This is a genomic window from Methanococcoides sp. LMO-2 (genome assembly GCF_038432375.1).
GTDB classification, from domain to species: Archaea; Halobacteriota; Methanosarcinia; order Methanosarcinales; family Methanosarcinaceae; genus Methanococcoides; species Methanococcoides cohabitans.
In genome coordinates, this window is record NZ_JBCAUS010000007.1 from 37,094 (window position 1) to 62,120 (window position 25,027).

Genomic DNA, 25,027 nt, shown 5'->3' on the forward strand with positions numbered 1-25,027 from the left:
ATAAGGAAGTTCCAATGAAGCTGTATGTACCACATGTCGGTCATTTTGAAGGACTTGAGGAGCTTTTGAACTGTTCTGATAATATTTATGCAGTATACATGGCAGGCTCACCTGACTATATCGGGACCGGAAGGACGAACCTGAGCGCTCCGAAGCTCGATGAGATAGCAGAGCAGACCGAGTACGCACATTCAAAAGGCGTGAAAATGGAGATCGTGCTGAACAGCTCCTGTATGGGAGGACAGCAACTCACTCCGGAAGGTTATCGCGCCATTGACTGGTATTTCGACAAGCTGAATACCATCGGGATCGATTCCATAACCGTTGCCGACCCATACATTGTAGAGATGCTGGCAAAGGATTATGATATGGATGTTGTGGTCTCAGTACTTTCATTCGTTGACACACCGCAAAAGGCAGAGTTCTATGAACAGCTGGGAGCTACCACAATTGTTGTGGACCCTGCGGTGAACAGGCATTTCGACAAGCTGGAAGCAATCCGGGATACAGTCTCCTGCAAGCTCAAGCTGCTTGTCAATGAAGCATGCCTCTACCAGTGCCCATTCAGGTACGCCCACTTCAATTTCTTTTCACATGCCAACGGCCCGGGGCCTAAGCCAAATGTCCTTGACGATTATTACTACTACAAGTGCCTTTCCCTGAGGATAAAGGATCCGCAGCAGATAATAAAATCACCATGGATCAGGCCTGAGGACCTGAAAGAGTACAAGCACATTACCGATACTTTCAAGATCGGCGGGCGCACCCATTTCGTTAACTGGATCCTCAACAACGTTGAAGCATACGCTAATGAGAGATATGATGGAAACCTCATGGACCTGCTGGACAGCATAAAGGACCTGAAGGATACATTCTATATACCGAACAGTGAGCTGGACGGTGCCATTGAGCAATGGAAGAAATGCGATAAAGTGTGCCACAAATGCGGATACTGCAAACGCCTTGCTGAAAAGGTCATATACAGATATTCCGGAAGCGGTGACGAGATCCGGAAGATACCACTGGGACCAGTAGGAGATAGAAAATGAGCATGACACAAGAACTGCTGAAAGCGCGCACGTCCCTGGAGAACAACCTGAGGGAACTCTTAGGGATACCTGTATTCCTGATAGAAATGGATGCCTTTGCACTCCCATGCGGATGCGGTGGTGTCACGATCAACACCAGAGGACTGCAGCTGGATGACCTGGAGATATTCGAAGAGCATATACTCAAGCATCTGACTGACACAGTCACATCACTTGAAATAGAACCATCTTTTCTTTTTGCACGCCTTATTCCCGGCACTGCAGAGGTCGCTTCGATCAATGCAAGAATGCTGTGCAGCAGCTGCTATATGGACTTTGGACGGGGAAGCGGGAAGCAGCCAAGGCCTGATATTTACATTATGAGATTTGACAGAAGGGAATGAAAGTCCCTACTGTCAGCAGATTTTTTTCAGAAAAGTTCCGAAAGGTTTATGAAGGATTTCATATAATCCACACCATCTTACGTTAGTCTATGCCATATTCAACGACATATGGCTGAATTATCGAAGGAAGTGCATTACTATCGCACTTATCGACTTAGAACTATAAGGAGGATAAATAAATGGAACCACTCATGGGCATGGGTGTTTTAGCACTTATGGGTGCTGCCGCAACTATTGCTGGCACAACTGAGGATCTTGAATCAGATGTAGGATCCCAGAGTAATCCAAACTCACAAGTGCAACTTGCACCCCAGATGATGTATCCACACAGGATCTATAACAAAGCAATTTCCGGTGAACCACCATCGAATGCATTGATCTGTGCAATTGGCGGAACCGTGGCATCTGTATTGATGACCGCTGGTCTGTCAGTGGTCTTTGCTCTCGCTGTTGGTGCACTCATTGCAACCGCAGTACATGGAACATATGCTATTACGTCATACATGGGACGTACTGCAAGTCAGAAACGTTTCAGACAACCAATCTATCTTGATATTCTCAGATCACACACGCCCGTGATCATGGGATATGCATACATTACGACATTCTGTATCCTTGTTGTATCATACATTATGGTAGCTGTTCTCGGACATCCTTTCCCACTTGCACTCATTGCATTCATTTGGGGAATCACTGTCGGAGCTATCGGTTCATCAACAGGTGATGTTCACTATGGTGCAGAACGTGAATTCCAGAGCGTCGAGTTCGGATCCGGTCTTAATGCTGCAAACTCCGGTAACATTGTAAGGAAAGGAGAAGCAGGACTTAGAAACGGTATGGACAACTCATGGTTCTGTGCAAAGTTCGGCGGCCCTGTAACAGGTCTCGCATTCGGTATGACCGTTTTCTTAAGCGGTTGGATCACAGCAGTTTTTGACCCTGCAATCGGTGCAGGCTGGGGCTGGCTTTCAGTTGTTGCAGGAGCTATTCTTGTATTACTTATGATCATCTGGAACAGAAGGATCGAAGTCGCAGCACGTGAGGCATACGGACCTTACAAGGAAGACGAGGAGGTAGCTGCATGATTGATATAGCAGGAATTCTCGCAGAAAATATAATCTATATTGTTATGATCACTCTCGGCGGCATGCTGATTTCATGGAGTGTTCACTTCGTACCTGTAGGTGGAGCACCTGCAGCTATGGCACAGGCAACTGGTATTGGTACCGGTACTGTCCAGCTGGCAGCAGGAGCAGGTCTTACCGGACTTGTCACCGCAGGAGCAGTTATGAACGTAAGCGACAGTGTTGCACTTGTAGTCGCATCAGGCGCAGTCGGTGCAATGATCATGATCGCAGTAACAATGATCATCGGTACATGGGTATACGTGTATGGTGTTGGTGTACCACCAGCATCCGCAAAGGTAGACTATGACCCGATCACAAAGGACAGGCAGGACCTCTATGTATCCCAGGGTACAGAGGGACACGGACTTCCAACCGTTTCATACGTAAGTGGTGTCATCGGTGGAGCTCTCGGAGGTATTGGTGGAGCTATCATATACTACTCACTCATGAGCACAAGCACAACACTCGCTCACAGTGATCTTATCTCACTCGCAAGTATCTTCGCAGTAGGTATCTTCTTCGTGAATGCGGTAATTCCTTCATACAACATTGGAGGAACCATCGAAGGTTTCCACGACCCTAAGTTCAAGAAATGGCCAAAGGCAGTACTCGCATCCTTTGTAGCAACATTGATGTGCGCATTTGTCGGTGTAATGGCAATAGGAGGTCTCTAAAATGTCAGCAGGAGGAGCTGGTGGAGAAGCCACAGGCGGAATTCCACAGAACAACTTGATCGCTGTCGGAGCAGCCGGCGGACTTATCGCTGCATACGCAGGACACTTCCTTACACAGGGAATCGGACCAGCATTCGCATTCATTGGTGCTCTTGGAGCTATCTGTGCGATCGTCTGGGGAGCAGCAGCAGTAAGACGTGTAGCAAGCTACGGTCTTGGTACCGGTGTACCATCCATTGGTATGATGGCACTTGGTATGGGAGTCGTCGCATCACTTTTCGGACTTGCCGTTGGTGGCATTGCCGGACCTATCGTCGCATTCATTGCAGCAGCTATTATCGGACTCGTCATTGGTGTACTCGCTAACAAGGTCCTTGGAATGGGCATTCCTATCATGGAACAGTCCATGACAGAGATCGCAGGTGCAGGCGCACTTACCATCATCGGACTCAGTGTCGCAATGACAGGAACATTCCTGTTCGACGCTGTACTGGAAACCGTTGTAGCAACAGGATACATCGCTGTGATCTTCATCGCAGGCGGTATGGCTATCCTTCACCCATTCAATGCAAACCTCGGTCCTGACGAACAGCAGGACAGGACACTCACAACAGCTGTTGAGAAGGGTGCTATCGCAATGATCATTGCAGGTATCGTTGCAACAGTAGCAACCGGTGCATCAGCAATTCCAAGCATTGTGATTGGAATCGTGATCTGGTATGTTGCATTCAGGAAATATGTTGAGCTCGTTAACAGGGACGCATACAAGGTAATTGGAACAGGTCTCCTGCCAACCGAGGAGGAATTAGAATGAGCATGGTACACATTGCACCAGAAGCACATCTTGTACTGGACCCACTGACATCAGTCTTGGCAGAAGAGCGTGAAGATATCATCTGCTACTCAATGGACCCAATCATGGAACAGGTCGATGAGCTTGACAAGATCGCTGACGATCTTATCAATTCACTCGCACCTGACAGGAAGCTGTTGAACTCATACCCCGGAAGAGAGAACACATCACTCAAAGCAGGTTTCTACGGAAACACCTTCTACGGAGTTGTTGTCGGTCTTGTATTCTCAGGTATGGTCGCACTCGCCCTGTACATACTAAGTCTGATCGGAGGACTCTAAAATGGCAGATAAAAGAGAACCAGCAGAAGGCTGGCCAACCCTGAAAGGTGAATTTGAATTAGGGGACGTAAAGAACTGCGTCGCAGTCATCACCCTTGGATCACACCTGCCAGGCGCACCTCAGTTAGAAGCAGGAGCTGCTATCACAGGTCCATGTAAGACAGAGAACCTTGGTCTGGAAAAAGTAGTTGCACAGATCATCTCAAACCCTAACATCAGGTTCCTTCTTGTAACAGGTTCTGAAGTAAAGGGACACATTACCGGTGAAGCATTCATGATGTTCCACAAGAACGGTGTCAGCGACAACCGTATTGTCGGAGCAAGCGGTGCTATCCCATACGTTGAGAACCTAACCGAGGCAGCAGTCGAGAGGTTCCAGCAGCAGATCGAGCCTGTAGAGATGATCGGTACCGAAGATATGGGACAGATCACAGCAAAGATCAAGGAACTCGCAGCAAGAGACCCAGGAGCCTTTGATGCTGACCCAATGATCGTCGAGGTCGGCGAAGGTGGCGGCGAAGAGGAAGAAGAGGCTGGCGGACTTAAGCCAATGGCAGCAGAGCTCGCTACAGTCAGGCACAGGATCCTTGATATTGACAGAGAAATGGTCATTGCCGGTAACTGGAACAAGTTCCACTCAGGTGTACACGCAGGAAAGGTCGAAGGTATCATGATCGGTCTTGCGATCACACTGTCACTACTTGGCCTATTGCTATTCGGGAGGTAATTGACATGGCAGAAGAAATAGAATCCGGACAGGGAGTCCCAATGGTCATCAGCCCACAGATGGGTGCCATTGAAAGTGTTGTCGAAAGAATTCGATACAGGGCTCAGCTTATCGCAAGGAACCAGAAGCTCGACTCCGGAGTTAATGCCACAGCTGCAACCGGTTTCATCGTCGGTTTCGCATTTGCAGTGCTGATGGTACTTGTACTCCCATTGATCATCTGGCAGGTAGGTGGTGTAATATGAGCGACGGAAATAACACAACACCAAGTGTTGTAACAGACCCTGCAGATTTCAATGAGGTTCTTGAGAAGCTCAATGAGATCGACGAGAAGATCGAATTCGTAAACAGTGAGATCGCACAGAGGATCGGAAAGAAAGTAGGAAGGGATATAGGTATCATATACGGAGCAGTTGCAGGTATATTGATGTTCCTCATCTACATTTCATTATCCCCGATACTCATCTGATAAGAGGTAATAACATGTTCAAATTTGACAAGAAACAGGAAGTATTCGAGGTTGGTGGCGTCAAGTTCGGCGGTCAGCCTGGCCAGTACCCAACAATTCTTATCGGTTCAATGTTCTACAACAGGCACAACATCGTAACCGATGAAGATGAGGGAATTTTCGACAAGGAAGCAGCAGACAATCTCTGGAACCACATGCTTGAGATGACAGACGTTACAGGTAACCCATGTGTTAACCAGATCGTCGGTGAAACACCACAGGCAATCAAGAAGTACATCGACTGGTTCATTGCAGAGGATGACACAACACCATTCCTTATCGACTCATCCGCAGGTGACGTACGTGCAGCAGCAGCAGATTACGTAACAGAGATCGGTGTAGCTGACAGAGCAATCTACAACTCCATCAACGGTAGTATCCACGAAGATGAGATCGAAGCTATCAGAAAGAGTGACATCGACGCTTCAATCGTCCTTGCTTTCAACGCAACAGACCCAACCGTCAAAGGAAAGCTCGAAGTCCTTGAGTCCGGTGGTCCAGGTCAGAGCATGGGTATGCTCGACATCGCAAAGGACTGTGGAATCACAAAGCCACTCGTCGATGTAGCTGCAACTCCACTCGGAGCAGGTGCAGGTGCATCTATGAGAGCAGTCGTCGCTGTAAAGGGACACTTCGGTCTCCCTGTTGGCGGTGGATACCACAACCTTGCATCCGCATGGGACTGGATGAAGGAATACAAGAAGCAGTTCGAGACAAAGGAACAGCGCAAGGCAGTTTACATGCCAGCAGATATCGGAACAAACCTTGTCCCACAGACACTCGGTTCCAACTTCCAGCTGTTCGGTCCTATCGAGAACACTGACACAGTCTACCCTGCAACTGCACTCGTAGACATCATCCTTGCTGAGACCGCAAAAGAACTCGGTCTTGAGATCATGGATGAGAACCACCCAATCAACAAACTGGTTTAAACAAACCAGTTTTCTTTTTTTCTCTTTTTTTATTAACTGATCTTTTAGTACCTTTGAGTTGATTCTGAGATAGTCAACAGGATCTTAAAAACTTAAATTTCTACAAAGCTATTTGGTAGCAAAATATAGACTGTAATAAAAAGATAAATTGTCAGAAATTTTTATTTATACAGTCGGCCTTAATTGCACATAATGAACCAGAATAATTCACCCGGCAGAATCATTGCCACCATAATAATCCTTGCAGTCATAGCGTTACTACTTGGACTACTGTTATTTGGAAGATAACCGGATGGCAGAGAAATATTGATAATAAATATTGAAAAGAAAAGAAAGGTTTATTACCACTTTTTTAGTTCTTCCTTTCTATCCTGAAAATGATTTATTCTGACAGAACCTTCATAAGGAAGTCAGTATTCACCACTGCATTCAGGTCGATGCCCAGTCCCTCAACTGAAAAACCAAGAGCCAGTCCCAGAAGCTGAGTATAGTGAAGCACAGGAATATTATGCGAGGTGCCAGTTTTCTCATTAAGGTCCACCTGTCCCACATCCAGCTGCATATGGCAGAAGGGGCATGCATTTACTATGCAATCAACCTCTGCAGATTCGATCATGGATAACTTATGACCGGTAAGCGCAAGTGCTTCATCCGGCAATGCGGAACGCACACCTCCACCGGCCCCGCAGCACTCCATCTTATCGGAGTACTCAACGCTTTTTGCGCCTGTTGCTTCCACAAGTTCATCAAAGAACACTGGTCTTTCAAAACTTGAACCCACACGTCCTTTAGATGGCTTTAAAAGGTGACACCCATAGTGCACGGCAACCCTCAGTTCCAGAGGATTTATGACAATATCACGAATCTTCTCCGGACCGATATCCCTGTGAAGGAACTCGGTTATGTGACGGACCTCGTGGTCGCCTTTGATGCTTCTTCCGATCTTTTCAAGATGGGAGTTCACATCCTTTTTGAGCTGCTCGTCTTCTTTGACCTCGTAATTTGCATCGGCAAGTGAGCCATAGCAACCATTACAGATGGTCAGCAGGTCGCGATCCAGCTCTTCGGATAATGCAATGTTCCTGCCGGCAAGGGCGAGCCAGGTGGCCTTGTCAAAAGAGCGAAGTACGCCAGGAGCAGGGCAGCATGATGCACCTTCAAGGTCAACACAATCGACACCCAGCTTCTCAAGGCAGAGCTTTGTGCTCTTTTCGATACCCGGATAACGGTTAGGGATCACACATCCCAGAAAAAGTGATAAATTTGCCATATCTTGATCTCCCACAATAAAAAATCATTTTTCGGACATCAGCTCATCGAACCTGCATGATGCCATCAATTTCTTTACCTCTTCCAGCCCTTCAGGGAAACTGTGAACTGTGGGTGGCAGCGGAGCAAGTCCCAGGGCTTCTCGCTTTGCCATGTTCTCTTCATCGATAGGAACAGCATGCCCATGTTCCAGAAGCAGCTCTCCGACCTTTCGGTGTTCAGGGTAAATGATTCCTTCCCTCACAGCAAGCGCACGCATCTCGAATATAGCATCAACGATGCCTATACCTCTCGGACACCGCTCCTGGCAATTGTAACAGGTGGTGCACATCCAGAGAGAGTCATCAGAAAGTACCCCGGCATCATTACGTGCTTTCTTCAAGAGCCTCCTGATATTCAGGCTTGTATGCCTTCCCGACGGGCAGCTACCGCTGCAGACACCACAGTGCATGCATTTTAAAATATCAGAGCCGGTCCCTTCCATAAGGGAAATCAGATTCGGTTCATTTCTGAGGGACATCAATGGGAATTAAATGCTCATACATTATAAATTATGCTATTGTGCGCTTTGGTACAAACCGTGAAGAGCAATTGTTATATTTGAAAACAGTTATAAGTTTTATATACTCTTGCTAGCAGAAAAAGTATCGATCCATAGAGGACTGCAAAAAGAGAATCAAAAGGCATTGTTCAAAGGCAATTGTGATGGGGAGAAACCACATGTCAGGAATGTCAGGCACCATTTCATAGGGTGACAAAAAGAAGAGTTCGACCAATATATTTGCCCAAAATGTTGAATTAAGAGAAATATTTAAATATAATAAGGCGGAATGTGGATTCTGTATTCCCCGAAGGAAGTGCAGATATGACAAACTCTGAAAAAAAGATACAGACCAAGGAAGACGTACTGGAAGCAGTAACCGAATATGATGTAAAGTTCATCAGAACCCAGTTCACCGATACACTGGGAATGATCAAGAGCTGGGCAATCCCTTCAGAGAACCTGGAAGATGCCTTCAATGACGGTGTTATGTTCGATGGTTCCTCAATCGAGGGATTCACAAGGATCGAAGAATCCGACATGATGCTAATGCCCGATCCTACAACCTTCAATATACTCCCATGGAGGCCTTCCGAAGGTGCAGTTGCTCGTATCATAGGCGATGTCAAACTGCCTGACGGAACACCCTTTGAAGGAGATCCAAGATACATCCTGAAAAGAGCCATCCAGCAGGCAAAGGATATGGGATTCACTATGAACGTAGGACCTGAACTGGAATTCTTCCTTTTCAAGCTGGACGAGAACGGAAACGCAACTACTGAGATGACCGACTACGGTGGATACTTTGACTTTGCACCGCTGGACAGGGCACAGGATGTCCGCAGGGAGATCGACTATGCACTGGAGCACATGGGCTTCAAGCTGGAAGCATCCCACCACGAGGTCGCGCCTTCACAGCACGAGATCGACTTCCGGTTCGGAGATGTCCTTACAACAGCAGACAATGTTGTCACCTTCAAATACGTGGTCAAGTCCATTGCATACCACAAAGGCTATTATGCAACCTTTATGCCAAAGCCAATCTTTGGAGAGAACGGCTCAGGAATGCACGCAAACCAGTCCCTGATGACAGAGGATGGAAAGAATGCATTCTATGATCCTAATGCAGAGAATGGGCTCTCCGACAATGCAAGATACTACATCGGCGGCCTGCTTGACCACATCAGCGAATTTACAGCTATCACAAATCCGGTGGTGAACTCCTACAAGCGTCTTGTACCGGGTTATGAGGCACCGATATACATCACATGGTCTGACAGCAACAGGAGCTCACTGATCCGTATCCCTGCAACAAGGGGCATGGGCACCCGGGTGGAGCTCAGGAACCCTGACCCTTCATGTAACCCGTACCTTGCATTTGCAGTTATGCTGGAAGCAGGTCTTGACGGGATCAGGAACAAGATAGAGCCGGGAGAATCGCTCAGGATGAACATCTTCGAACTTAGTGAACAGGAAAGAGAGGAAATGGGAATTGAATCCCTGCCGGGCAACCTGAAGGAAGCGACCGACAAAATGAAGACGAGCAATTTCGTGAGAAACGCTCTTGGAGACCATGTCTTTGAGAACTACCTCGCTGCAAAGACTGCGGAATGGGACAACTACAAGGCACGTGTGCATCAGTGGGAACTTGACACGTACCTCAGTATATTGTAAGGGGCTTTTCCCTTACACCCTCCGCCCTGAATTGAAGATGCTGATTATACAAATTTAAGTAGGTGATGAAAATGTGTGGAATAATAGGTGTGATCGACAGGAAAAGGGCGCTAATGGACGGATCCAGCATCCGCGATGCACTAAGCCTTATGAACGAAAGAGGAAGTGGGGAAGGTGCAGGTTATGCGGCATACGGCATATACCCTGATTACCAGGACTGCTATGCCATCCACGTCTTCTTTGACAACCTTGTGGAACCAAAATCGCAGGTTGACCACATGCTCCATAAATGGGGACGCATTGTGCACCAGGAAGCCATCCCGACATACGAACAGGAAGGCCTTAAAAGGAGCCACATACCCTGGAGATACTTCTTCAAGCCTTACAGCGACCTCATGGCAGGAAGCACAACTCCTGAAGATGATGTCATCAAGCACATTGTAATGGAAACGAATTCCAATATCCAGGGCGCCCTGATATTCTCATCCGGAAAGAACATGGGAGTTTTCAAAGCTTCCGGCTGGCCTGAGGATGTTGCCAACTTCTATCGTATCGAGGACTACAAAGGATACATCTGGCTTGCACACAACCGCTATCCCACAAACACCCCTGGCTGGTGGGGAGGAGCACACCCGTTCAACCTCCTTGACTGGGCAGTGGTACACAACGGAGAGATCACCTCATACGGAACCAACAGACGCTACGTTGAAAGCCAGGGCTATACATGCAGCATGTTCACCGACACCGAGGTTGTCGCATACCTTTTCGATCTCCTGGGCAGAAGGCACGGGCTTCCGGAGGACATTGTGGTAAAGGCACTTGCCCCACCATTCTGGGACGAGATAGACAACATGCCGGAAAAGGAGCAGAAGCTCAACCACGCGATCCGCCTCACCTACGGACCTGCCCTCATGAACGGGCCGTTCGCAATAGTGGTAGCCACCCATGAAGGAATAGTAGGGTTCACCGACAGGATCAAGCTCAGGCCGCTGGTCATAGGAGAAAATGAAGACAGGCTTTACATCTCAAGTGAGGAAGCTGCCATCCGTGTGATGGATCCGGACGTCCAGAACATCCACATGCCAAGGGCAGGAGAGCCTGTGATAGGGAGGTTGAACGTATGAGCCTTGGAAGTGTACCCCTGAAATATAAGGTCAGCATCGACCGCGAGCAGTGCATGCACTGTATGCGCTGTATCGATAACTGTTCGTATGGCGTATTCCACAGGGAAGATGACAGGATCATCATCGATTCACGAAAGTGTACCGCATGCCATCACTGCATCTCCATGTGTCCGAGGGATGCCATTACTCTTAAGGAGCGACCTGTGGATTACCGCAGTCATCCACTCTGGACAGCAGAGGCACGTGAGGACATCATCAACCAGGCACGCAGCGGGAAGATCATCCTGTCAGGCATGGGAAATGCAAAACCATATCCGGTGATCTTCGACAGGCTTGTGCTGGATGCATGTCAGGTAACAAATCCAAGTATAGATCCCCTTCGTGAACCCATGGAGCTTCGCACATATCTTGGAAAGAAGCCATCAAGACTTGAAATTAATAAGAAGGACAACGGCGACGTAGAGCTGCTGACCAAACTTACCCCTAACCTCAAACTCGATACCCCCATCATGATCGGCCACATGAGCTATGGTGCTATCAGCCTGAACGCCCAGCTGAGTCTGGCAAAGGCTGTGGAGAAGACCGGTACGTTCATGGGAACCGGTGAAGGAGGTCTTCACGAGGCCATCTACCCGTACCAGAAGAACATGATCGTACAGGTGGCATCAGGACGTTTTGGTGTGGATATCAACTACCTGGAAAGGGGAGCTGCTATCGAGATCAAGATAGGACAGGGCGCAAAGCCGGGAATCGGAGGTCACCTGCCAGGAGAGAAGGTGTGTCAGGATGTGTCCTGCACCCGTATGATACCTCTTGGAAGTGATGCCATCAGCCCCGCACCGCATCATGATATATACAGTATCGAAGACCTCGCACAGCTTGTGAGAAGTCTCAAGGAAGCTACCGAGTGGAAAAAGCCGGTGTTCGTAAAGATTGCTGCTGTCCACAATGCTGCGGCAATTGCAGCAGGTATCGCACGATCCTCGGCAGATGCCGTTGTAATTGACGGATTCCGCGGAGGTAGCGGAGCAACACCAAAGGTCTTCAGGGACAATGTGGGAATACCCATCGAGGCAGCTGTTGCAAGTGTTGACCAGAAGCTCAAGGACCAGGGCATCAGGAACAAGATCTCGGTCATTGCAAGCGGAGGTATCCGCAACAGTGCCGATATTGCAAAATCCATTGCCCTGGGAGCAGATGCCGTCTACATTGGAACAGGTGCGCTTATAGCAATGGGATGTCGCGTATGTGGCCAGTGTTACAGAGGCATGTGCCCTTGGGGTATCGCAACCCAGAGGCCTGATCTCGTGGAACGCCTTGACCCTGAGGTAGAATCCGAGCATGTTGCAAACCTCATCCGCTCATGGACACTGGAGCTCAGCGAGCTCATGGGTGCTGCAGGAATTAACAGTATTGAGAGCCTTAGAAGCAACAGAAGCCGCCTGAGAGGATACATGCTGGACGAAGGCACCCTGGATGTCCTGCAGGTAAAGCCGGTGGGGGCCTGATATCATGAAGAAAATAGAGATCGATGCAAAAGGCATCCACTATACACCCTTAAATGAAATGATCAGGGAGGCTGTAAGGGACGGTGCCGAAGAGATCGTCCTGAACAACGTCATAGGACAGCGTTTCATTGCTGATGGGCTGAAGGGTGACGTCACCATCACTATCAACGGTGTTGCCGGAGGCGACCTCGGGATGTTCATGAACGGTCCTACCTGCATAGTCAACGGCAACTGCGACCACGCTCCCGGCAATACAATGGACATGGGGACGATCATCGTCCACGGAAGCACGGGAGATGCCGCAGCACACAGTATGCGCGGTGGAAAGCTGTTCGTGGAGAACAACATCGGTTACCGTGGTGGAATCCACATGAAACAGTATGAAGAGGAGCACCGCCCTGTGCTGGTCGTGGGAGGAACTGCACATGCATTCCTGGGAGAATATATGGCTGGAGGCCTCATCCTTGTACTGGGTATTGGAAAGGAAGAACCGATCGTTGACCGTGGAATTGGCAGCGGTATACACGGCGGTATGATCATTGTCCGTGGGGAAGTCGAAGATGAGATCCTGGGAATTGGTGCCAGGAAGACAGATTTCGGAGAGGAAGAGCTTGAAATGATAACACCTTACGTTGAAGAGTTCTGTGAACATTTCGGCAAGGACCCGTCCGGGCTACTAAATATGAACTACACCTGCATAGTACCTGCAAGCACCAGGCCGTTCGCAGGCAAGTACACATGGGAGTGATAACATGTATGACAGGAACTATACTGATCTGGAGAACACTATATGGCATACAGGAAAGTGTGCATGTTGCGGCGCCTGTGTTGCAGTTTGTCCGGCAAACTCGCTTTTCTTTGAAACAGGAGAGAATTCCACACACCCGATGAATGACGGATACTGCAAGTCAGAGAAGGATGGAGTCGCCTGCGGTGCCTGCTATGAGATCTGCCCCCGGGTGAACGAGCGGAAGATCGAGACCATCGGGGACTCCATCGACATCGTATCAGCCTCAGCGAACTTCGATGTTGAGAAAAAGCAGAGCGGAGGAGCGGTCACTGCCATTCTAATGAACGCCCTGGAACAGGAGCTTGTTGATGCAGTGATCACTGTTGCCGAGGATCCATGGACCCTCAAACCCATGTCAACTATCGTAACTTCAAGCGAGGCGATGACCAAACAGGCAGGAAGCCGCTATAACTGGTGGGTCCCCCTCCTGTCGGCACTGAAGGAAGCGGTCATCACCAAAAAGTACCGCAATATAGCGATAGTAGGTGTGCCCTGCGTCGTCCAGGCCATCAGTGAGATGCGAAAAAGTGAGCATGACCTCATACGCCCGTTCAAAGATTCCATTCGCCTGATGATCGGCCTGTTCTGCACGGAAACGTTCGACTATGAGAAAATGGTTGAAGGCAAGTTCAAAAAGGATATGGGAATTGACCCCTGGCAGATCAAGCGCCTTGACATCCCTGGAAAACTGGAGATCACAACTGAGGAAGGCAAGGTCCACACGGTCCCGCTTTCCGAAGTTGAGGACTGCATCCGCCCGGGTTGTGCCATCTGCACAGATCTGACGGCACTTGATGCGGATATCTCTGCAGGGTCTATCGGAACCCCAAAGGGAGAAACCACACTGATAATACGCACACCTGTGGGAAACAGGTTCTTCATGAGCGCAGTTGATGAAGAAAAACTTGTGATATCAGACAATGTGGACCTGAAGCCCATAGAAGCACTTGCGAACAAGAAGGCAAAAAGGAAAGCATGACACTTCTTTTGAGTATCAGGTAACTGTGCCTGATACATTATTCATTTATTATCCCTCCGGCATATTACTTTCAGTGTGCTCACAGCAGATACAAATAATAAGTAGAACATAACGGTATGCGAAGTTGGAGAAAGTGTCGATGCCTGCCTATACCGTTACCGAACTGAACAATTTTATCAAAAATATCCTGACAACCGACCCGAAACTTAACAATATATGGGTACAGGGAGAGATATCAAATCTCACAAAGCATAGTTCAGGACATTATTATTTTACGATCAAGGATGAAAAAAGCCAGGTCAGTTGTGTCAGTTTCAGGTCTGTGAACAGGACACTTCGTTTTGAACCTGAAAGGAACATGAAGGTCCTTGTATTCGGCTCTATTGATGTATACACCATCAGGGGACAGTACCAACTGCGTGTGCTGGACATGCGCCCGGACGGCATAGGAGAGTTGTACAAAGCTTACGAACAACTCAAGGAGAGGCTTGAGAAGGAAGGACTGTTCGCCCCCATCCACAAGCAATCCATCCCGAAGTTCCCGAAAAAGATCGGTGTTGCCACCTCGCCCACAGGGGCGGCGATACATGACATACTCAATGTTATCGGACGCAGGTACCCTGTCGACATCCTGCTTTCCCCGACAATAGTACAGGGAGAGAAATCCGCTGAAAGTATCGTACGGTCCATAGAACTGCTGAACAGGACCGAGGTTGATGTAATTATAGTGGGCCGCGGCGGAGGATCCCTTGAAGACCTCTGGTCCTTCAATGAGGAAGCAGTTGCAAGGGCGATCTTCAACTCGGAAAAACCTATTGTTTCAGCAGTTGGCCATGAGACTGATTTTACCATATCTGATTTTACTGCCGACCTGCGGGCACCGACCCCATCTGCGGCTGCAGAGCTTGTGGTACCCGATAAGAAAGAGGTCAAAAGGCATATCTCGAACCTGTCCGTGAGAATGGAGAGCGAGATCGGGCACATGATCTCAGAAAGGAAGAGGCATCTTGAGCACCTTCGGGAAAAGATCGAGCCTGAACATTTCAGGGACATGCTAAGACAGGATTACCAGCACCTTGACGAGCTCACGTCAAAGCTGTCAGCATCAATTGAAAGGATCGTGGAGAACAAAACTGCGGAGCTCAGGCTTCATGCATCCAGGCTCAATTCGGTGAGCCCCCTGAACACCATAGGGAGAGGCTACAGTATAACGATATCTCCTGACAACAGGAAGATCGTCACAGAGGTTGCTGACGTAAAGGAAGAAGACGAGGTTGATGTGGTGGTCACCGATGGGATCCTGGAATGTAATGTCAGGAAAATAAGGAGTGACAGGAAGAAATACCTGTCATTTGAGAAGTGAACATATGGGAAAAGGTGAGCATATGGGTAAGACGGACAATAATGAAGAGACCTGTGAAAATAATATTGAGGAACTTACATTTGAAGAAGCTCTTGAGGAGCTTGAGACCATTGTCGAGCATCTTGAAAGAGGACAACTGACACTGGATGACAGCATAGGGACCTTCGAGAAAGGAATGAAGCTGGCACTTCTCTGCAACCGGAAGATAGAGGATTCTGAAAAGAAGATCGAGCAACTTATCGAAAGGAACGGGAAACTTACAACAGAGCCTTTCAGTGAAATGGAATGACAGGAAAATGAAAAGGTAGAGGTAAAAGCAGGATATTCTTTTTATAGACCTACCTTACATAAAATCAAGAAATTATAAGTAACCCTTTGTCCATATGGAAAATTACAATGTCAGAAGTTCAAAATTTGTCATGCTGTGTCGATGGTCTTGACGAGATCCTTGGAGGTTTCAGGAAGCCTTCGACGATACTGATCGCAGGTACAGCAGGTGTTGGCAAGACCACAATGTCCCTCCAGATGCTATCTAATGCTGCAAAAAATGGAGAAAAGACACTATACATCCCTCTCACAACAGAGACTGCAGGGAAAGCAGAGAGACTGCATTCCATATACCCGTTCCTTGATGAGAATGTACAGATCTACCCTATAAGCAGGCCGGCAGCTGAGAAGGATCCATTGAGCACACTGATAGACATTGGTAATGTGATCGCAACAGAAAATCCCGACCGTCTGGTCATTGATCCGATAACACCTATTGGTTTTGGTTTTGTCGAGCAGGAGAGAAGGCGCTTCTTCTACACACTGGATTCCATGCTCAAGGAATCAAATGCCTTTGTCATGCTCACAGGAGAACTTCTTGAAGACCAGATACATGGAAATGTCGCCAGCCATCTTACAGACGGCATCATATACCTATCAAAAGAGAACACAGGATACCATACTGCCCACAAACTTAAAGTTTTGAAGATGCTTGGCATCGAGCCTGAAAGCAGGGCAATGTGTACAGCCCGTGAGTACAGTTATGATGTCAGCTCGGAAGGATTTGCAGCATACCCACGACTTATCGTTGAGAACACCGATGGCATTACAGAGACCAGGATCAAGTCCGGAATTGAGAACTTTGACCTTATGCTCCACGGAGGAATGCTCGCAGGCAATAGTGTGCTTATTGCAGGTGAACCCGGAACCGGGAAGAGCATATTCGGATGGCAGTTCCTGGTAGAAGGACTAAAGAACGGGGAAAAGGGCATAATTGTCACATATAACGAACTTCCACAGCAGATCATCCTGGAAGCAGCAAAACTGGGATGCGATCTGCAGCAGTATGTTGACTCCGGTTCGCTTAAATTCATCCATTCCAACCCGGAGGACATTCATCCGGACGAGCATGCCACAAGGATAAAAGAACTTGTGGAAAGCATGGAAGCAACGAGGCTTGTTGTGGACGGACTCATTAATCTCGAGATAACATTCCCAGATGTGATCAAGCTTCGCGGATACCTCCAGAGACTTACATCCTACCTCAAAGCAAGAGGTGTCACATCTGTCATTACAACAGAGCTGAACGCCGAGGACAATGACAGGATCATGAGCAAGGATGCCTCTTTTATTATGGACACTCTGGTAACGGTCAGGCAGGTCGTATACTCAAATGAGGTCAAGAGGTATATCAGGATACTCAAGTGCAAAGGATCAAAACATGCACTGAACATGCGTGAATATGCAATAACGGATGAAGGAATCGATATTAACTGCGATGTAATCCGTTAAAGAATGAAATAATAATTTTAAAAAAAGTAAGAGAGCTGAATAGCTTTCTGTCAGATCAGGTATATGATCCACATCAGATCGCGTGAATTGAACGCTCAATGCTCATTCCAAGATCTGTGAGGCCGTATACTCCGCCATTTTCACTCAGCAGTTCTTTTTCAACAAGCTCGGCAATTATCCTGTCAACGGATGGTTTTACCACGTGCATGTTCTTTGCAATGCGTGCTGCATCCATCTCCCCTTTGGATCCAAGAAGAGCCAGTAGTTTCTGCCGGTTCTTGTTACCGGTCACAAATCCCATTAATTCATCCATGATATCACCATAACAGTATACGGCGTTACATTATATAGTCATTTACTCACCCGCCCTTGCCACTATGCAATATTTTGTGATCGTAGTGACGTAGTTGAGAACAATGTGACCCGTATCCAGCCTACCAATCCCCTCAAAGAGGAATACTTTTATTACCTGTAATGCATATGTATGCCTTGACGGGCTAGTCTGGGTAGGCCGGCGTTACCTGTAACCCGAAATCGCCGATATGCGGGAGACGAAGCCAAAAGAAGTTGTTCTGATCATTTCCAAACCTGTGATCTCAACTGCGAAGCCCCGTCCTGCTTGGATGGTGTTGGTAGAAGGACTAATTGGAGAATTGGCCCTCTTATCTTCATCGTGGGAACCAGTCGAGGCCCGGAAGGGAGCAGACCTACCATGGACACTTGTCGCTTGTAGGGCTGCGGGGTGGAGGCGAGGTCACAGATCATTTGGTTGTGTGATGGACAGCAACTCACGGCGTGCCCGTCACTTTAAACGAAAAGCATTAAATATTGCTATTGCCTTTTAGGAGAACGCATGGCAAGGACATGCTAACCCGATGACGAGATAGCCAAGCCCGGTATGGCGCAGGATTGCTAATCCTGTGGTGCTTTGCGCCTCGGGGGTTCGAATCCCCCTCTCGTCGCTTTTTTATACATCATTATCCCCATATTGGAACATATAATGAGAATATAACCGTTGCAGGCGATTATCATGCCAAAAACAAAACCAATGATCACCGTACTCAGTGAAATGCCAGCAGAAAGTGAATTCGCCGAGAAGGCACCCAGTGCATGTGGTGGCTGTTCAGGCGGAACATGCGGAGCTTTCGGCATCAGGGCAGGATCTGAAAAAGATGTTGTGATCAGGAACCTCCTGATCTTTGCGATCATGGGTCTTGGAATGCTTCTTGCAGCATACCTTATTGTGAAGCTCCTGAACCTTGTTACAGGAAATTAAGCTGTTTTATTTTCGGATTTGTACGGGTAGCGCATTTCTTTCCCGCATTTAAGGCAGGTTATCGTCATGTACCTGCCATGAAGCCTTATCCTGGAACTGCTGCCGGGGACAAGAAAAGAGTGGCAATCCTTGCAGATCCTGCGCTTCAGGTAAGAAGGAAGCCTTACACGATATCGCATTCCGATACGTCTTGCCAGAGCTACATAGCGATCACTCCTTTGCGGACTGGAGCCATAGTTCTCCTCTGCAAGCCTGAAAAGGTACTCGATCCTCTGGATCGCAATATCCTTTATCAGGTTCTTTTGGTTCTTTTTTTTTCGTGCCATACAAGAATACCTATGAGTATTACAAATCACTCTACTTAACAATCCTGCAGAATGATCACTTCTATATCAGGGGCCTTTTCGTTCACAAGCTCCTTAAACCTTTGCGGGTCAGCTTCAGTACCCTCCACGCAACCATAATGCATTGGTATTGCGATCTTAGGACAAATAAGCACAGCAGCATCGGCTGCTTCTTCTTCATTCATAGTATAGGGCTCACTTATAGGAAGAAGTACAACATCAGCTTTCAGATCCTTCATCTCAGGAATGAGATCCGTATCCCCTGCATGATATATCCTTATGCCATCAAGCTCCACAATATAGCCCACGCCCTCCCCGCGGGGATGGTTCGGCCTGTCAAGATTATACGCAGGTACCACCTCAATATTGACACCTTTTATCGAAAGGTCACCGGTAAGCAGATCGCCTTCGAGGACCCTCCTGGCATCTCCCTTGAACTGTAAGCTCACATTCTCAGGGAGGAGGGTCGTAGTAGTGCCCCCTCGAACCGTCCTTATGGATTCAGGGTTGCAATGATCAAAATGCTCATGCGTCAGCAGAATAATGTCCGCATCACCATTATAACCCAGACCATCGGGTAGCACATAAGGGTCTATGAATACAACCTTCCCCTGCCCTTTCAATAAAAATCCGGCATGACCAAGCCACTCTATGAGGACATTACCAACCTGTGTACTTCTCATAACATAATCTCCTTAAATTCCATCGCATCTGTGCGATTTTATCCTAGCCTGAATATGAGAACAACCCGATGTGTTTTAAAACTGCCGAATTCTTTTATAGGAATTATACACCAGATGAGGTAACCGCGTAATTTTTTATAGAGATGCTAGATAATCTTTATATAGAAAGGGGTATTGTATATACAACAAGGAGTTGTGTGTAAATATATTTGAAAATGGGTTTTAGAATATTTACATACTCTAAAAAAGGAAGTGACAAAAATGAAGATCAGAGTTGTAAGTTCAAAAGAGGAGATCCAGTCTCTAAGCGAAAACGAAGAGATAGTGCACCTTGCATTCAGACCATCAAACACAGACATCTTCTCATTAGTTGTAAAATGTCCCAGTGTTAAAGCACTTCACATCCCAAGCTCATACAAGAAGACAATATCAAAGTCTGCAAAGATGTACCTTGAGATGCAGGGAATCGACCTTCTCGAAGGCGATGTATGGGGCCACAGAAAAGACATCAACGAATACTCTGAAGTTTCACAGAGCGTCTACGACCGCATAAAGGATTACAGGAACGAGGGACTCTCTGAAGACGAGATCAATGAGAAAATGGTCAGGGAAACAAGACTCAGTCCTGATTTCATCGATTTCCTTATGAAACAGTAATACTGCTAAACTTGAAAAACGAGAAAAAGCTGAAAAACGAAAGAGGCTGGCTGGCAAAAGACAGCCTCACCACACTTTTTTTAATACACTCCTACCTTTTTTATCCGGTTTAGTCCCCAACGACCTGAACGACCAGTTTACGGGAACGTGCCCTGTTATCCAGATCGATAAAAATGATCTGCTGCCAGGTACCAAGAAGTAGCCTGCCATCGATCAACGGGAAAGATTCACTCTGACCCAGGAGGGACGCACGTACATGTGAATGGCCATTCCCATCATGCCATCGTTCGTTGTGCTTATATTCAATATCCCGGGGTGCAACGCGTTCAAGTGCATGCTGCAGGTCATGGATAAGCCCGGGTTCATATTCAAGGGTCGTCACTGCAACAGTGGAACCTGCAGCAAAAACGGCAACAATCCCATTTTCAATGTCGGACTCATTCACCACACCCATAACATCGTCAGTTACATCGATGATATGTGAATCGCCTTTTGTTTCGTATTCCAGGTATCCGGTGTGAACCGACATGATAACCATCACTTAAATGATAACTTACCCGAGGCACCTTTTTAGATTAATGGGTGAATAGGTGAGTGGATTAGTTAATGTTTAGTCCATACGTGTTATCTGGATGCCGGCAAATGAGACAGCCAGTACGAATAGCACAAGTGCCCCTGTAAAACCATAGCCCTGCGGTTCGATCCCGGTGCGATGTACCAGTATGAGCAGTACAATGAACATGAGCACAGAACTTATGCCCAGAACGATCTCCATTGTTTTCTTTTCCATGATATCTTAAATTACATCAGTGATACATCAATGTACCGGCTGAGAGAACAACATTTTAAAGATGACAATAGTATCTAAATGAAAAGACGTAATAGGTTATGATATGACAGATTTCGAAAGGGAACTTGTACACTCATTCAATACTTTTTTTGAAGAGAACAACGTCAGGGGGATAGCACATCGACTCAAACAGCACCGATTCACACCACAATTCCTGGACGTCCTGGTAGATTCCCTGAACCCGGATTACTATATCGGAATAGAATGTAAGAGCATATCAGTTGAAAAGGGTGCCAATGCCCTTTATTTCACCCAGCATTTCACAGTGGACAAGAACGGGGCACACCAGATAGACCGCATATCCGATTTCCTGAGAAGGTCCGGCAGGACCGGATTCCTGGCAGTCGAACTGAGAATGGGCACAGGTTGCGCAAGAAAGGCCCACATCATCCCATGGGATGAACTCTACAACAGGTTCCATGACGAAACATCCCGCAAATACACGATAGAGGAGATACAGACATATCCGCTCATCGAACGCAAAGGTGGCCATTACCTTATCGAACCTGTAAAATGGAGAGGCGGAGCAAGGATAATAGAATAATGATTTTGACGGAGTTCACAAATGATCGAAAAAATACAGCAAATAAGATCAAAAGCTTTGAACTGTGCATCTGAAATACAGAAATACGAATCTGTATATGTTGTATCCCACATAGATGCTGACGGCCTCACATCAGCAGGGATAATCGGCAAAGCCCTTGAGAGGGCAGGGATCGAGCACACCATACATTTTGTCAAGCAGCTTGACGAGATAGAGATAGAGAACATCGCCAACGAGAACCCGGAGCTTGCCATCTTCACGGACCTGGGTAGCGGAATGATAGAATCCCTGAACTCACATGGGATCAACTCAGTGATATCAGACCACCACCAGCCCCGGGGAGAGCTGGAACACCACCTGAACCCCCACCTTTTCGGATTCAATGGTTCATACGAGCTCAGCGGCTCCGGAATGACCTATATGCTTGCAAATGCCCTGGGAGACAACCGGGACCTTGCCGATCTTGCCATCGTCGGGGCCATAGGTGACCTCCAGCATTTGAAAAAGGGACACCTCACAGGTATCAACCGCTACATTCTCGAAGAAGGTGCAAAGGAAGGCAACCTGCATTACGAGAAGGACATAATGCTCTTTGGGAAACAGACACGCCCCGTCTTCAAGCTTCTCCAGTTCGCATCCGACCCATACCTTCCCGGACTTACCGGAAATGAGGATGCATGCATAGGATTCCTCCATGACCTGGGAATACGCTTCAGCAGGGACGAGCGCTGGAGGAGATGGATAGACCTTGAGCAGAATGACAAGCAAAAGATCGTCTCGGCACTGATACAGTATTCCCTGCGCTCAGGCCTGCCGCCTTATAAGATCGAGAGACTTATCGGAGAGGTCTACATCCTCGTGAACGAAAAAGAAGGCACGGAAATGAGGGATGCATCGGAATATTCCACCCTGCTCAACGCCACAGCACGCTACGGCCACGCCGACATCGGACTGGCAGTCTGTATGGGAGATCGTGGTGAAGCTTACGAGTCAGCCCGCCAATTGTTAAGTGAGCACCGGCAGAACCTTGTTAACGGGCTCATGTTCGTCAAGGAGAACGGTATAACCGAGATGAAGAACCTTCAGTACTTCGATGCGGGCTCAAGTATAATGGAAACCATTGTCGGGATCATTGCAGGAATGAGCACATCGGTAGTTGGGAACAGGTCCCTCCCGATAATAGCCTTTGCAGATGCAAAGGACGGGGTAAAGGTCTCGGCGCGCGGCACACAGGACCTTATCAGGAAAGGGCTTAACCTCTCCGAGGCCATGGCAGTCACTACTGCAGAGGTCGGTGGCGCAGGAGGAGGCCATGATATTGCAGCAGGTGCCACTATCCCATTCGACGCAAAAGAAAAGTTCCTTCAAAAGCTGGATTCTGTTCTAGGAGAGCAATTGCGGAAAAAATGATCAGATGAAATCATCAACATGTTTCATCGCATTGATATCTATCAACGTTGACATTGCACTTGTGCGCACCTCAAACCCCTGCTCTTTTGCCATTGCCATGGGGTTGGTACCACCAATGACAACAACGCCCAGGTGATCTCTCTCCACCGGGACATCAAGCACACGGGAATTGGGCTCTCCCACTTCCATTATGCCGCTGATGCCTGCATCCAGCATGTCCGAAAGGATGTGGTCGATATCATCCCTTGCGATCAGTGGCGCTTCACGAAGGTTGGCAAGGACCTTGCCTGAACCTGTCCTAAGCATCTGTGTAACAGAAGTGATATCCTGAGACATCAGGACCTCGAGAGGGTCAATGGTTGTACTTACATAGGTCACAACGTCCGTGAACCTCACCGGATGGCCGTTCTTGATCTGGACAACCCCACCAAGTTTGGGGTTGATCATCACACCGCCTTTTAGCAGGACACCGTCAATGGTAATGCTGCAAACCGTTGCCAGACCAACGTCGCCCTTTGCTACCCTGAAATCACCGATAGTATCCCCGCCTTCGACGATCCTGAGGAATGGACTGACAGACAATCCGCTTCTCATGGCCAGTGAGTATATTTCCAGAACGGGGTCAAGGTCTTCCTCCCTGATCAGAGAAAGATTGACTATAACCTCACCCTCCATAGCAACAGGATCGAATGTGGTCCTGAACATGAGGTCTTCAATGCGCGAAGAAGTGAACTGAACAGGATGTGGTTCTTTGATCATAGGAGCACCTTATCATTTCCATAAAATAAGGAAATTCCCTTATTATAGTTTTGTGTGTGAAAGGCACTTCTATAAATTTTTATGCACCGATATCAGATGGTGAGAATACTCTCGAACACACCCACAAATTCCTGAGGCTCTTTCAGGAAACGCAACTTTTCGGAATCATTAACGAGCTCATACATATCCCTTCCACATTCAAGCCCGAATTCCGGAATATCCAGTGGTGTTATGTACCTGAGCTCAGGAAGATCCTCATAGCGGTGGTTCTTAATAAAACCGCCATCAAGCAGGTAATAAGCTCCCCCCTCCATGTCCCTGAACGGTGCATAGCTGGATTGGAAATCACAACATACCCAGTTGGCCATCTTCAGTTGTTCATCGGATGCATTGATGGTCACATGCCCGTAATCCGGAGGAATAAGCGCAATATCTCCTGCCTTTGCCTTGATCACGACAACATCAACGACGTCATCACCCACATGTTTCTGCAAAAGGTAGGTCGCCTCCCCTTCAAGTACCTGGTAAACCTCCGGATAGGATAGATCCTGTCCCGGCACATTCGGATGGTAGTGTCCCGCAGTTTTGATGAACTCACAGCCAAGCATCCCGGGAGGTATGACAGTGATGTCATAGCGCAGGTGCTGTTTGTTAATGGTCTTAAGTTCAGCCTCAGATGTGGAAAGATGCCTGAACATGTAATACAGTTCAAAGTCATCCACAGAATCGAACCAGTCCCGATCATAGACGACCTCTTTCATATCATGAAGCATTCTTATGTCAGGTTCCCTCTCTACTCCCCCAAATTCAATATTATAAACCATATTTAATACCCTCTCTTAAAATGGACGTCAGACCGGACCCCACCGGTAAAACCATTAATGGCAATTGTAGACGTACAACCCTACAATAAGTCTACTAAGTATTAAATCTAACTCATATA

At 47.7% G+C, this 25,027-nt stretch carries 31 protein-coding genes, 1 tRNA gene and 1 other RNA gene; 24 read left to right on the forward strand and 9 right to left on the reverse strand.

The annotated features are described in order from the left end of the window. Positions 1-14: 14 nt before the first annotated feature. From WOA13_RS10125 to mtrH, 10 genes are all read left to right on the forward strand, one after another. Positions 15-1,049, forward strand: coding sequence for a peptidase U32 family protein (locus WOA13_RS10125; protein ID WP_342127790.1), 1,035 nt, complete (start codon positions 15-17; stop codon positions 1,047-1,049). Beyond that, entirely contained in the window at positions 1,046-1,432 is a 387-nt protein-coding gene (locus WOA13_RS10130) for a DUF5402 family protein (protein ID WP_342127791.1), read from the forward strand. The genes WOA13_RS10125 and WOA13_RS10130 overlap by 4 nt, the downstream gene beginning before the upstream one ends. Positions 1,433-1,611: 179 nt before the next feature. Continuing rightward, positions 1,612-2,517: a tetrahydromethanopterin S-methyltransferase subunit E gene (gene mtrE / locus WOA13_RS10135; RefSeq protein WP_342127792.1), complete on the forward strand. Its 906-nt coding sequence runs from the start codon at positions 1,612-1,614 to the stop codon at positions 2,515-2,517. Continuing rightward, positions 2,514-3,233 carry a tetrahydromethanopterin S-methyltransferase subunit D gene (gene mtrD / locus WOA13_RS10140; RefSeq protein ID WP_342127793.1) on the forward strand — a complete coding sequence of 240 codons (720 nt, stop codon included), beginning with the start codon at positions 2,514-2,516 and terminating at the stop codon, positions 3,231-3,233. The genes mtrE and mtrD overlap by 4 nt, the downstream gene beginning before the upstream one ends. A gap of 1 nt (position 3,234) precedes the next feature. Next, entirely contained in the window at positions 3,235-4,047 is an 813-nt protein-coding gene (gene mtrC, locus WOA13_RS10145) for a tetrahydromethanopterin S-methyltransferase subunit MtrC (protein ID WP_342127794.1), read from the forward strand. Continuing rightward, on the forward strand, positions 4,044-4,367 hold the full coding sequence (locus WOA13_RS10150; protein WP_342127795.1) for a tetrahydromethanopterin S-methyltransferase subunit B: 324 nt from the start codon (positions 4,044-4,046) through the stop codon (positions 4,365-4,367). Before mtrC ends, WOA13_RS10150 begins: the two co-directional genes overlap by 4 nt. Before the next feature lies 1 nt (position 4,368). Continuing rightward, the gene (mtrA, locus tag WOA13_RS10155) at positions 4,369-5,094 is read left to right on the forward strand and encodes a tetrahydromethanopterin S-methyltransferase subunit A (RefSeq protein WP_342127796.1); all 726 of its coding nucleotides are present in this window, start codon (positions 4,369-4,371) and stop codon (positions 5,092-5,094) included. Between the two features lie 5 nt (positions 5,095-5,099). Continuing rightward, entirely contained in the window at positions 5,100-5,339 is a 240-nt protein-coding gene (locus WOA13_RS10160) for a tetrahydromethanopterin S-methyltransferase subunit F (protein WP_048206064.1), read from the forward strand. Then, positions 5,336-5,563, forward strand: coding sequence for a tetrahydromethanopterin S-methyltransferase subunit MtrG (gene mtrG / locus WOA13_RS10165; protein WP_342127797.1), 228 nt, complete (start codon positions 5,336-5,338; stop codon positions 5,561-5,563). The genes WOA13_RS10160 and mtrG overlap by 4 nt, the downstream gene beginning before the upstream one ends. 14 nt (positions 5,564-5,577) lie before the next feature. Beyond that, on the forward strand, positions 5,578-6,534 hold the full coding sequence (gene mtrH, locus WOA13_RS10170) for a tetrahydromethanopterin S-methyltransferase subunit H (RefSeq protein ID WP_342127798.1): 957 nt from the start codon (positions 5,578-5,580) through the stop codon (positions 6,532-6,534). A gap of 382 nt (positions 6,535-6,916) precedes the next feature. Here mtrH and hdrB read toward each other — a convergent pair whose 3' ends face one another. Further along, the gene (gene hdrB, locus WOA13_RS10175; RefSeq protein WP_342127799.1) at positions 6,917-7,804 is read right to left on the reverse strand and encodes a CoB--CoM heterodisulfide reductase subunit B; all 888 of its coding nucleotides are present in this window, start codon (positions 7,802-7,804) and stop codon (positions 6,917-6,919) included. A gap of 24 nt (positions 7,805-7,828) precedes the next feature. Then, positions 7,829-8,323 carry a CoB--CoM heterodisulfide reductase subunit C gene (hdrC, locus tag WOA13_RS10180; RefSeq protein ID WP_342127800.1) on the reverse strand — a complete coding sequence of 165 codons (495 nt, stop codon included), beginning with the start codon at positions 8,321-8,323 and terminating at the stop codon, positions 7,829-7,831. A gap of 345 nt (positions 8,324-8,668) precedes the next feature. Here hdrC and glnA point away from each other — a divergent pair, with 345 nt between their 5' ends. From glnA to WOA13_RS10220, 8 genes are all read left to right on the forward strand, one after another. Beyond that, a complete protein-coding gene (glnA, locus tag WOA13_RS10185; protein ID WP_342127801.1) occupies positions 8,669-10,018 on the forward strand; it encodes a type I glutamate--ammonia ligase in 1,350 nt (449 codons plus the stop codon). A 71-nt stretch (positions 10,019-10,089) separates the two neighbouring features. Next, the gene (locus tag WOA13_RS10190) at positions 10,090-11,142 is read left to right on the forward strand and encodes a class II glutamine amidotransferase (RefSeq protein WP_342127802.1); all 1,053 of its coding nucleotides are present in this window, start codon (positions 10,090-10,092) and stop codon (positions 11,140-11,142) included. Next, the gene (locus WOA13_RS10195) at positions 11,139-12,650 is read left to right on the forward strand and encodes a glutamate synthase-related protein (RefSeq protein ID WP_342127803.1); all 1,512 of its coding nucleotides are present in this window, start codon (positions 11,139-11,141) and stop codon (positions 12,648-12,650) included. Before WOA13_RS10190 ends, WOA13_RS10195 begins: the two co-directional genes overlap by 4 nt. 4 nt (positions 12,651-12,654) lie before the next feature. Further along, positions 12,655-13,398: a GltB/FmdC/FwdC-like GXGXG domain-containing protein gene (locus tag WOA13_RS10200; RefSeq protein WP_342127804.1), complete on the forward strand. Its 744-nt coding sequence runs from the start codon at positions 12,655-12,657 to the stop codon at positions 13,396-13,398. Positions 13,399-13,402: 4 nt separating this feature from the next. Beyond that, positions 13,403-14,419 carry a Coenzyme F420 hydrogenase/dehydrogenase, beta subunit C-terminal domain gene (locus tag WOA13_RS10205; RefSeq protein ID WP_342127805.1) on the forward strand — a complete coding sequence of 339 codons (1,017 nt, stop codon included), beginning with the start codon at positions 13,403-13,405 and terminating at the stop codon, positions 14,417-14,419. A gap of 139 nt (positions 14,420-14,558) precedes the next feature. Continuing rightward, a complete protein-coding gene (gene xseA, locus WOA13_RS10210) occupies positions 14,559-15,782 on the forward strand; it encodes an exodeoxyribonuclease VII large subunit (RefSeq protein ID WP_342127806.1) in 1,224 nt (407 codons plus the stop codon). A gap of 4 nt (positions 15,783-15,786) precedes the next feature. Next, positions 15,787-16,071: an exodeoxyribonuclease VII small subunit gene (xseB, locus tag WOA13_RS10215; protein ID WP_342127807.1), complete on the forward strand. Its 285-nt coding sequence runs from the start codon at positions 15,787-15,789 to the stop codon at positions 16,069-16,071. A 107-nt stretch (positions 16,072-16,178) separates the two neighbouring features. Next, a complete protein-coding gene (locus tag WOA13_RS10220) occupies positions 16,179-17,561 on the forward strand; it encodes an ATPase domain-containing protein (RefSeq protein WP_342127808.1) in 1,383 nt (460 codons plus the stop codon). A 73-nt stretch (positions 17,562-17,634) separates the two neighbouring features. On the opposite strand, the gene WOA13_RS10225 is transcribed toward WOA13_RS10220, so the two are convergent. Beyond that, a complete protein-coding gene (locus WOA13_RS10225) occupies positions 17,635-17,874 on the reverse strand; it encodes a MarR family transcriptional regulator (protein ID WP_342127809.1) in 240 nt (79 codons plus the stop codon). A 177-nt stretch (positions 17,875-18,051) separates the two neighbouring features. On the opposite strand from WOA13_RS10225, the gene ffs reads away from it, so the two are divergent. From ffs to WOA13_RS10240, 3 genes are all read left to right on the forward strand, one after another. Beyond that, positions 18,052-18,366: signal recognition particle sRNA (gene ffs, locus WOA13_RS10230), an RNA gene on the forward strand. Between the two features lie 72 nt (positions 18,367-18,438). After that, positions 18,439-18,523 (forward strand) — tRNA-Ser (locus tag WOA13_RS10235). A gap of 68 nt (positions 18,524-18,591) precedes the next feature. After that, the gene (locus WOA13_RS10240) at positions 18,592-18,837 is read left to right on the forward strand and encodes a hypothetical protein (RefSeq protein ID WP_342127810.1); all 246 of its coding nucleotides are present in this window, start codon (positions 18,592-18,594) and stop codon (positions 18,835-18,837) included. On the opposite strand, the gene WOA13_RS10245 is transcribed toward WOA13_RS10240, so the two are convergent. Both WOA13_RS10245 and WOA13_RS10250 read right to left on the reverse strand, forming a co-directional pair. After that, the gene (locus WOA13_RS10245) at positions 18,834-19,163 is read right to left on the reverse strand and encodes a ribonuclease P protein component 4 (RefSeq protein WP_342127811.1); all 330 of its coding nucleotides are present in this window, start codon (positions 19,161-19,163) and stop codon (positions 18,834-18,836) included. The two genes, WOA13_RS10240 and WOA13_RS10245, sit on opposite strands and share 4 nt — an antisense overlap. 35 nt (positions 19,164-19,198) lie before the next feature. After that, on the reverse strand, positions 19,199-19,864 hold the full coding sequence (locus WOA13_RS10250) for an MBL fold metallo-hydrolase (RefSeq protein WP_342127812.1): 666 nt from the start codon (positions 19,862-19,864) through the stop codon (positions 19,199-19,201). Positions 19,865-20,125: 261 nt separating this feature from the next. On the opposite strand from WOA13_RS10250, the gene WOA13_RS10255 reads away from it, so the two are divergent. Next, positions 20,126-20,521 carry a DUF1699 family protein gene (locus tag WOA13_RS10255; protein ID WP_048206080.1) on the forward strand — a complete coding sequence of 132 codons (396 nt, stop codon included), beginning with the start codon at positions 20,126-20,128 and terminating at the stop codon, positions 20,519-20,521. Between the two features lie 109 nt (positions 20,522-20,630). Here the strand turns inward: WOA13_RS10255 and WOA13_RS10260 are convergent, their stop codons facing one another. Both WOA13_RS10260 and WOA13_RS10265 read right to left on the reverse strand, forming a co-directional pair. Further along, a complete protein-coding gene (locus tag WOA13_RS10260; RefSeq protein ID WP_342127813.1) occupies positions 20,631-21,050 on the reverse strand; it encodes a secondary thiamine-phosphate synthase enzyme YjbQ in 420 nt (139 codons plus the stop codon). 81 nt (positions 21,051-21,131) lie between these two features. After that, entirely contained in the window at positions 21,132-21,311 is a 180-nt protein-coding gene (locus WOA13_RS10265; RefSeq protein ID WP_048206081.1) for a hypothetical protein, read from the reverse strand. A 103-nt stretch (positions 21,312-21,414) separates the two neighbouring features. Between WOA13_RS10265 and WOA13_RS10270 the strand changes: the two genes are divergently transcribed. After that, positions 21,415-21,915: a hypothetical protein gene (locus tag WOA13_RS10270; protein ID WP_342127814.1), complete on the forward strand. Its 501-nt coding sequence runs from the start codon at positions 21,415-21,417 to the stop codon at positions 21,913-21,915. A gap of 21 nt (positions 21,916-21,936) precedes the next feature. Further along, positions 21,937-23,325, forward strand: coding sequence for a RecJ family nuclease (locus tag WOA13_RS10275; RefSeq protein WP_342127815.1), 1,389 nt, complete (start codon positions 21,937-21,939; stop codon positions 23,323-23,325). On the opposite strand, the gene WOA13_RS10280 is transcribed toward WOA13_RS10275, so the two are convergent. Both WOA13_RS10280 and WOA13_RS10285 read right to left on the reverse strand, forming a co-directional pair. Beyond that, complete coding sequence (locus WOA13_RS10280; RefSeq protein ID WP_342127816.1) at positions 23,326-24,084, reverse strand: DUF128 domain-containing protein; 759 nt, start codon at positions 24,082-24,084, stop codon at positions 23,326-23,328. It abuts the gene before it with no gap. A 92-nt stretch (positions 24,085-24,176) separates the two neighbouring features. Next, on the reverse strand, positions 24,177-24,908 hold the full coding sequence (locus tag WOA13_RS10285) for a glucose-6-phosphate isomerase family protein (protein ID WP_342127817.1): 732 nt from the start codon (positions 24,906-24,908) through the stop codon (positions 24,177-24,179). Positions 24,909-25,027: the final 119 nt, after the last annotated feature.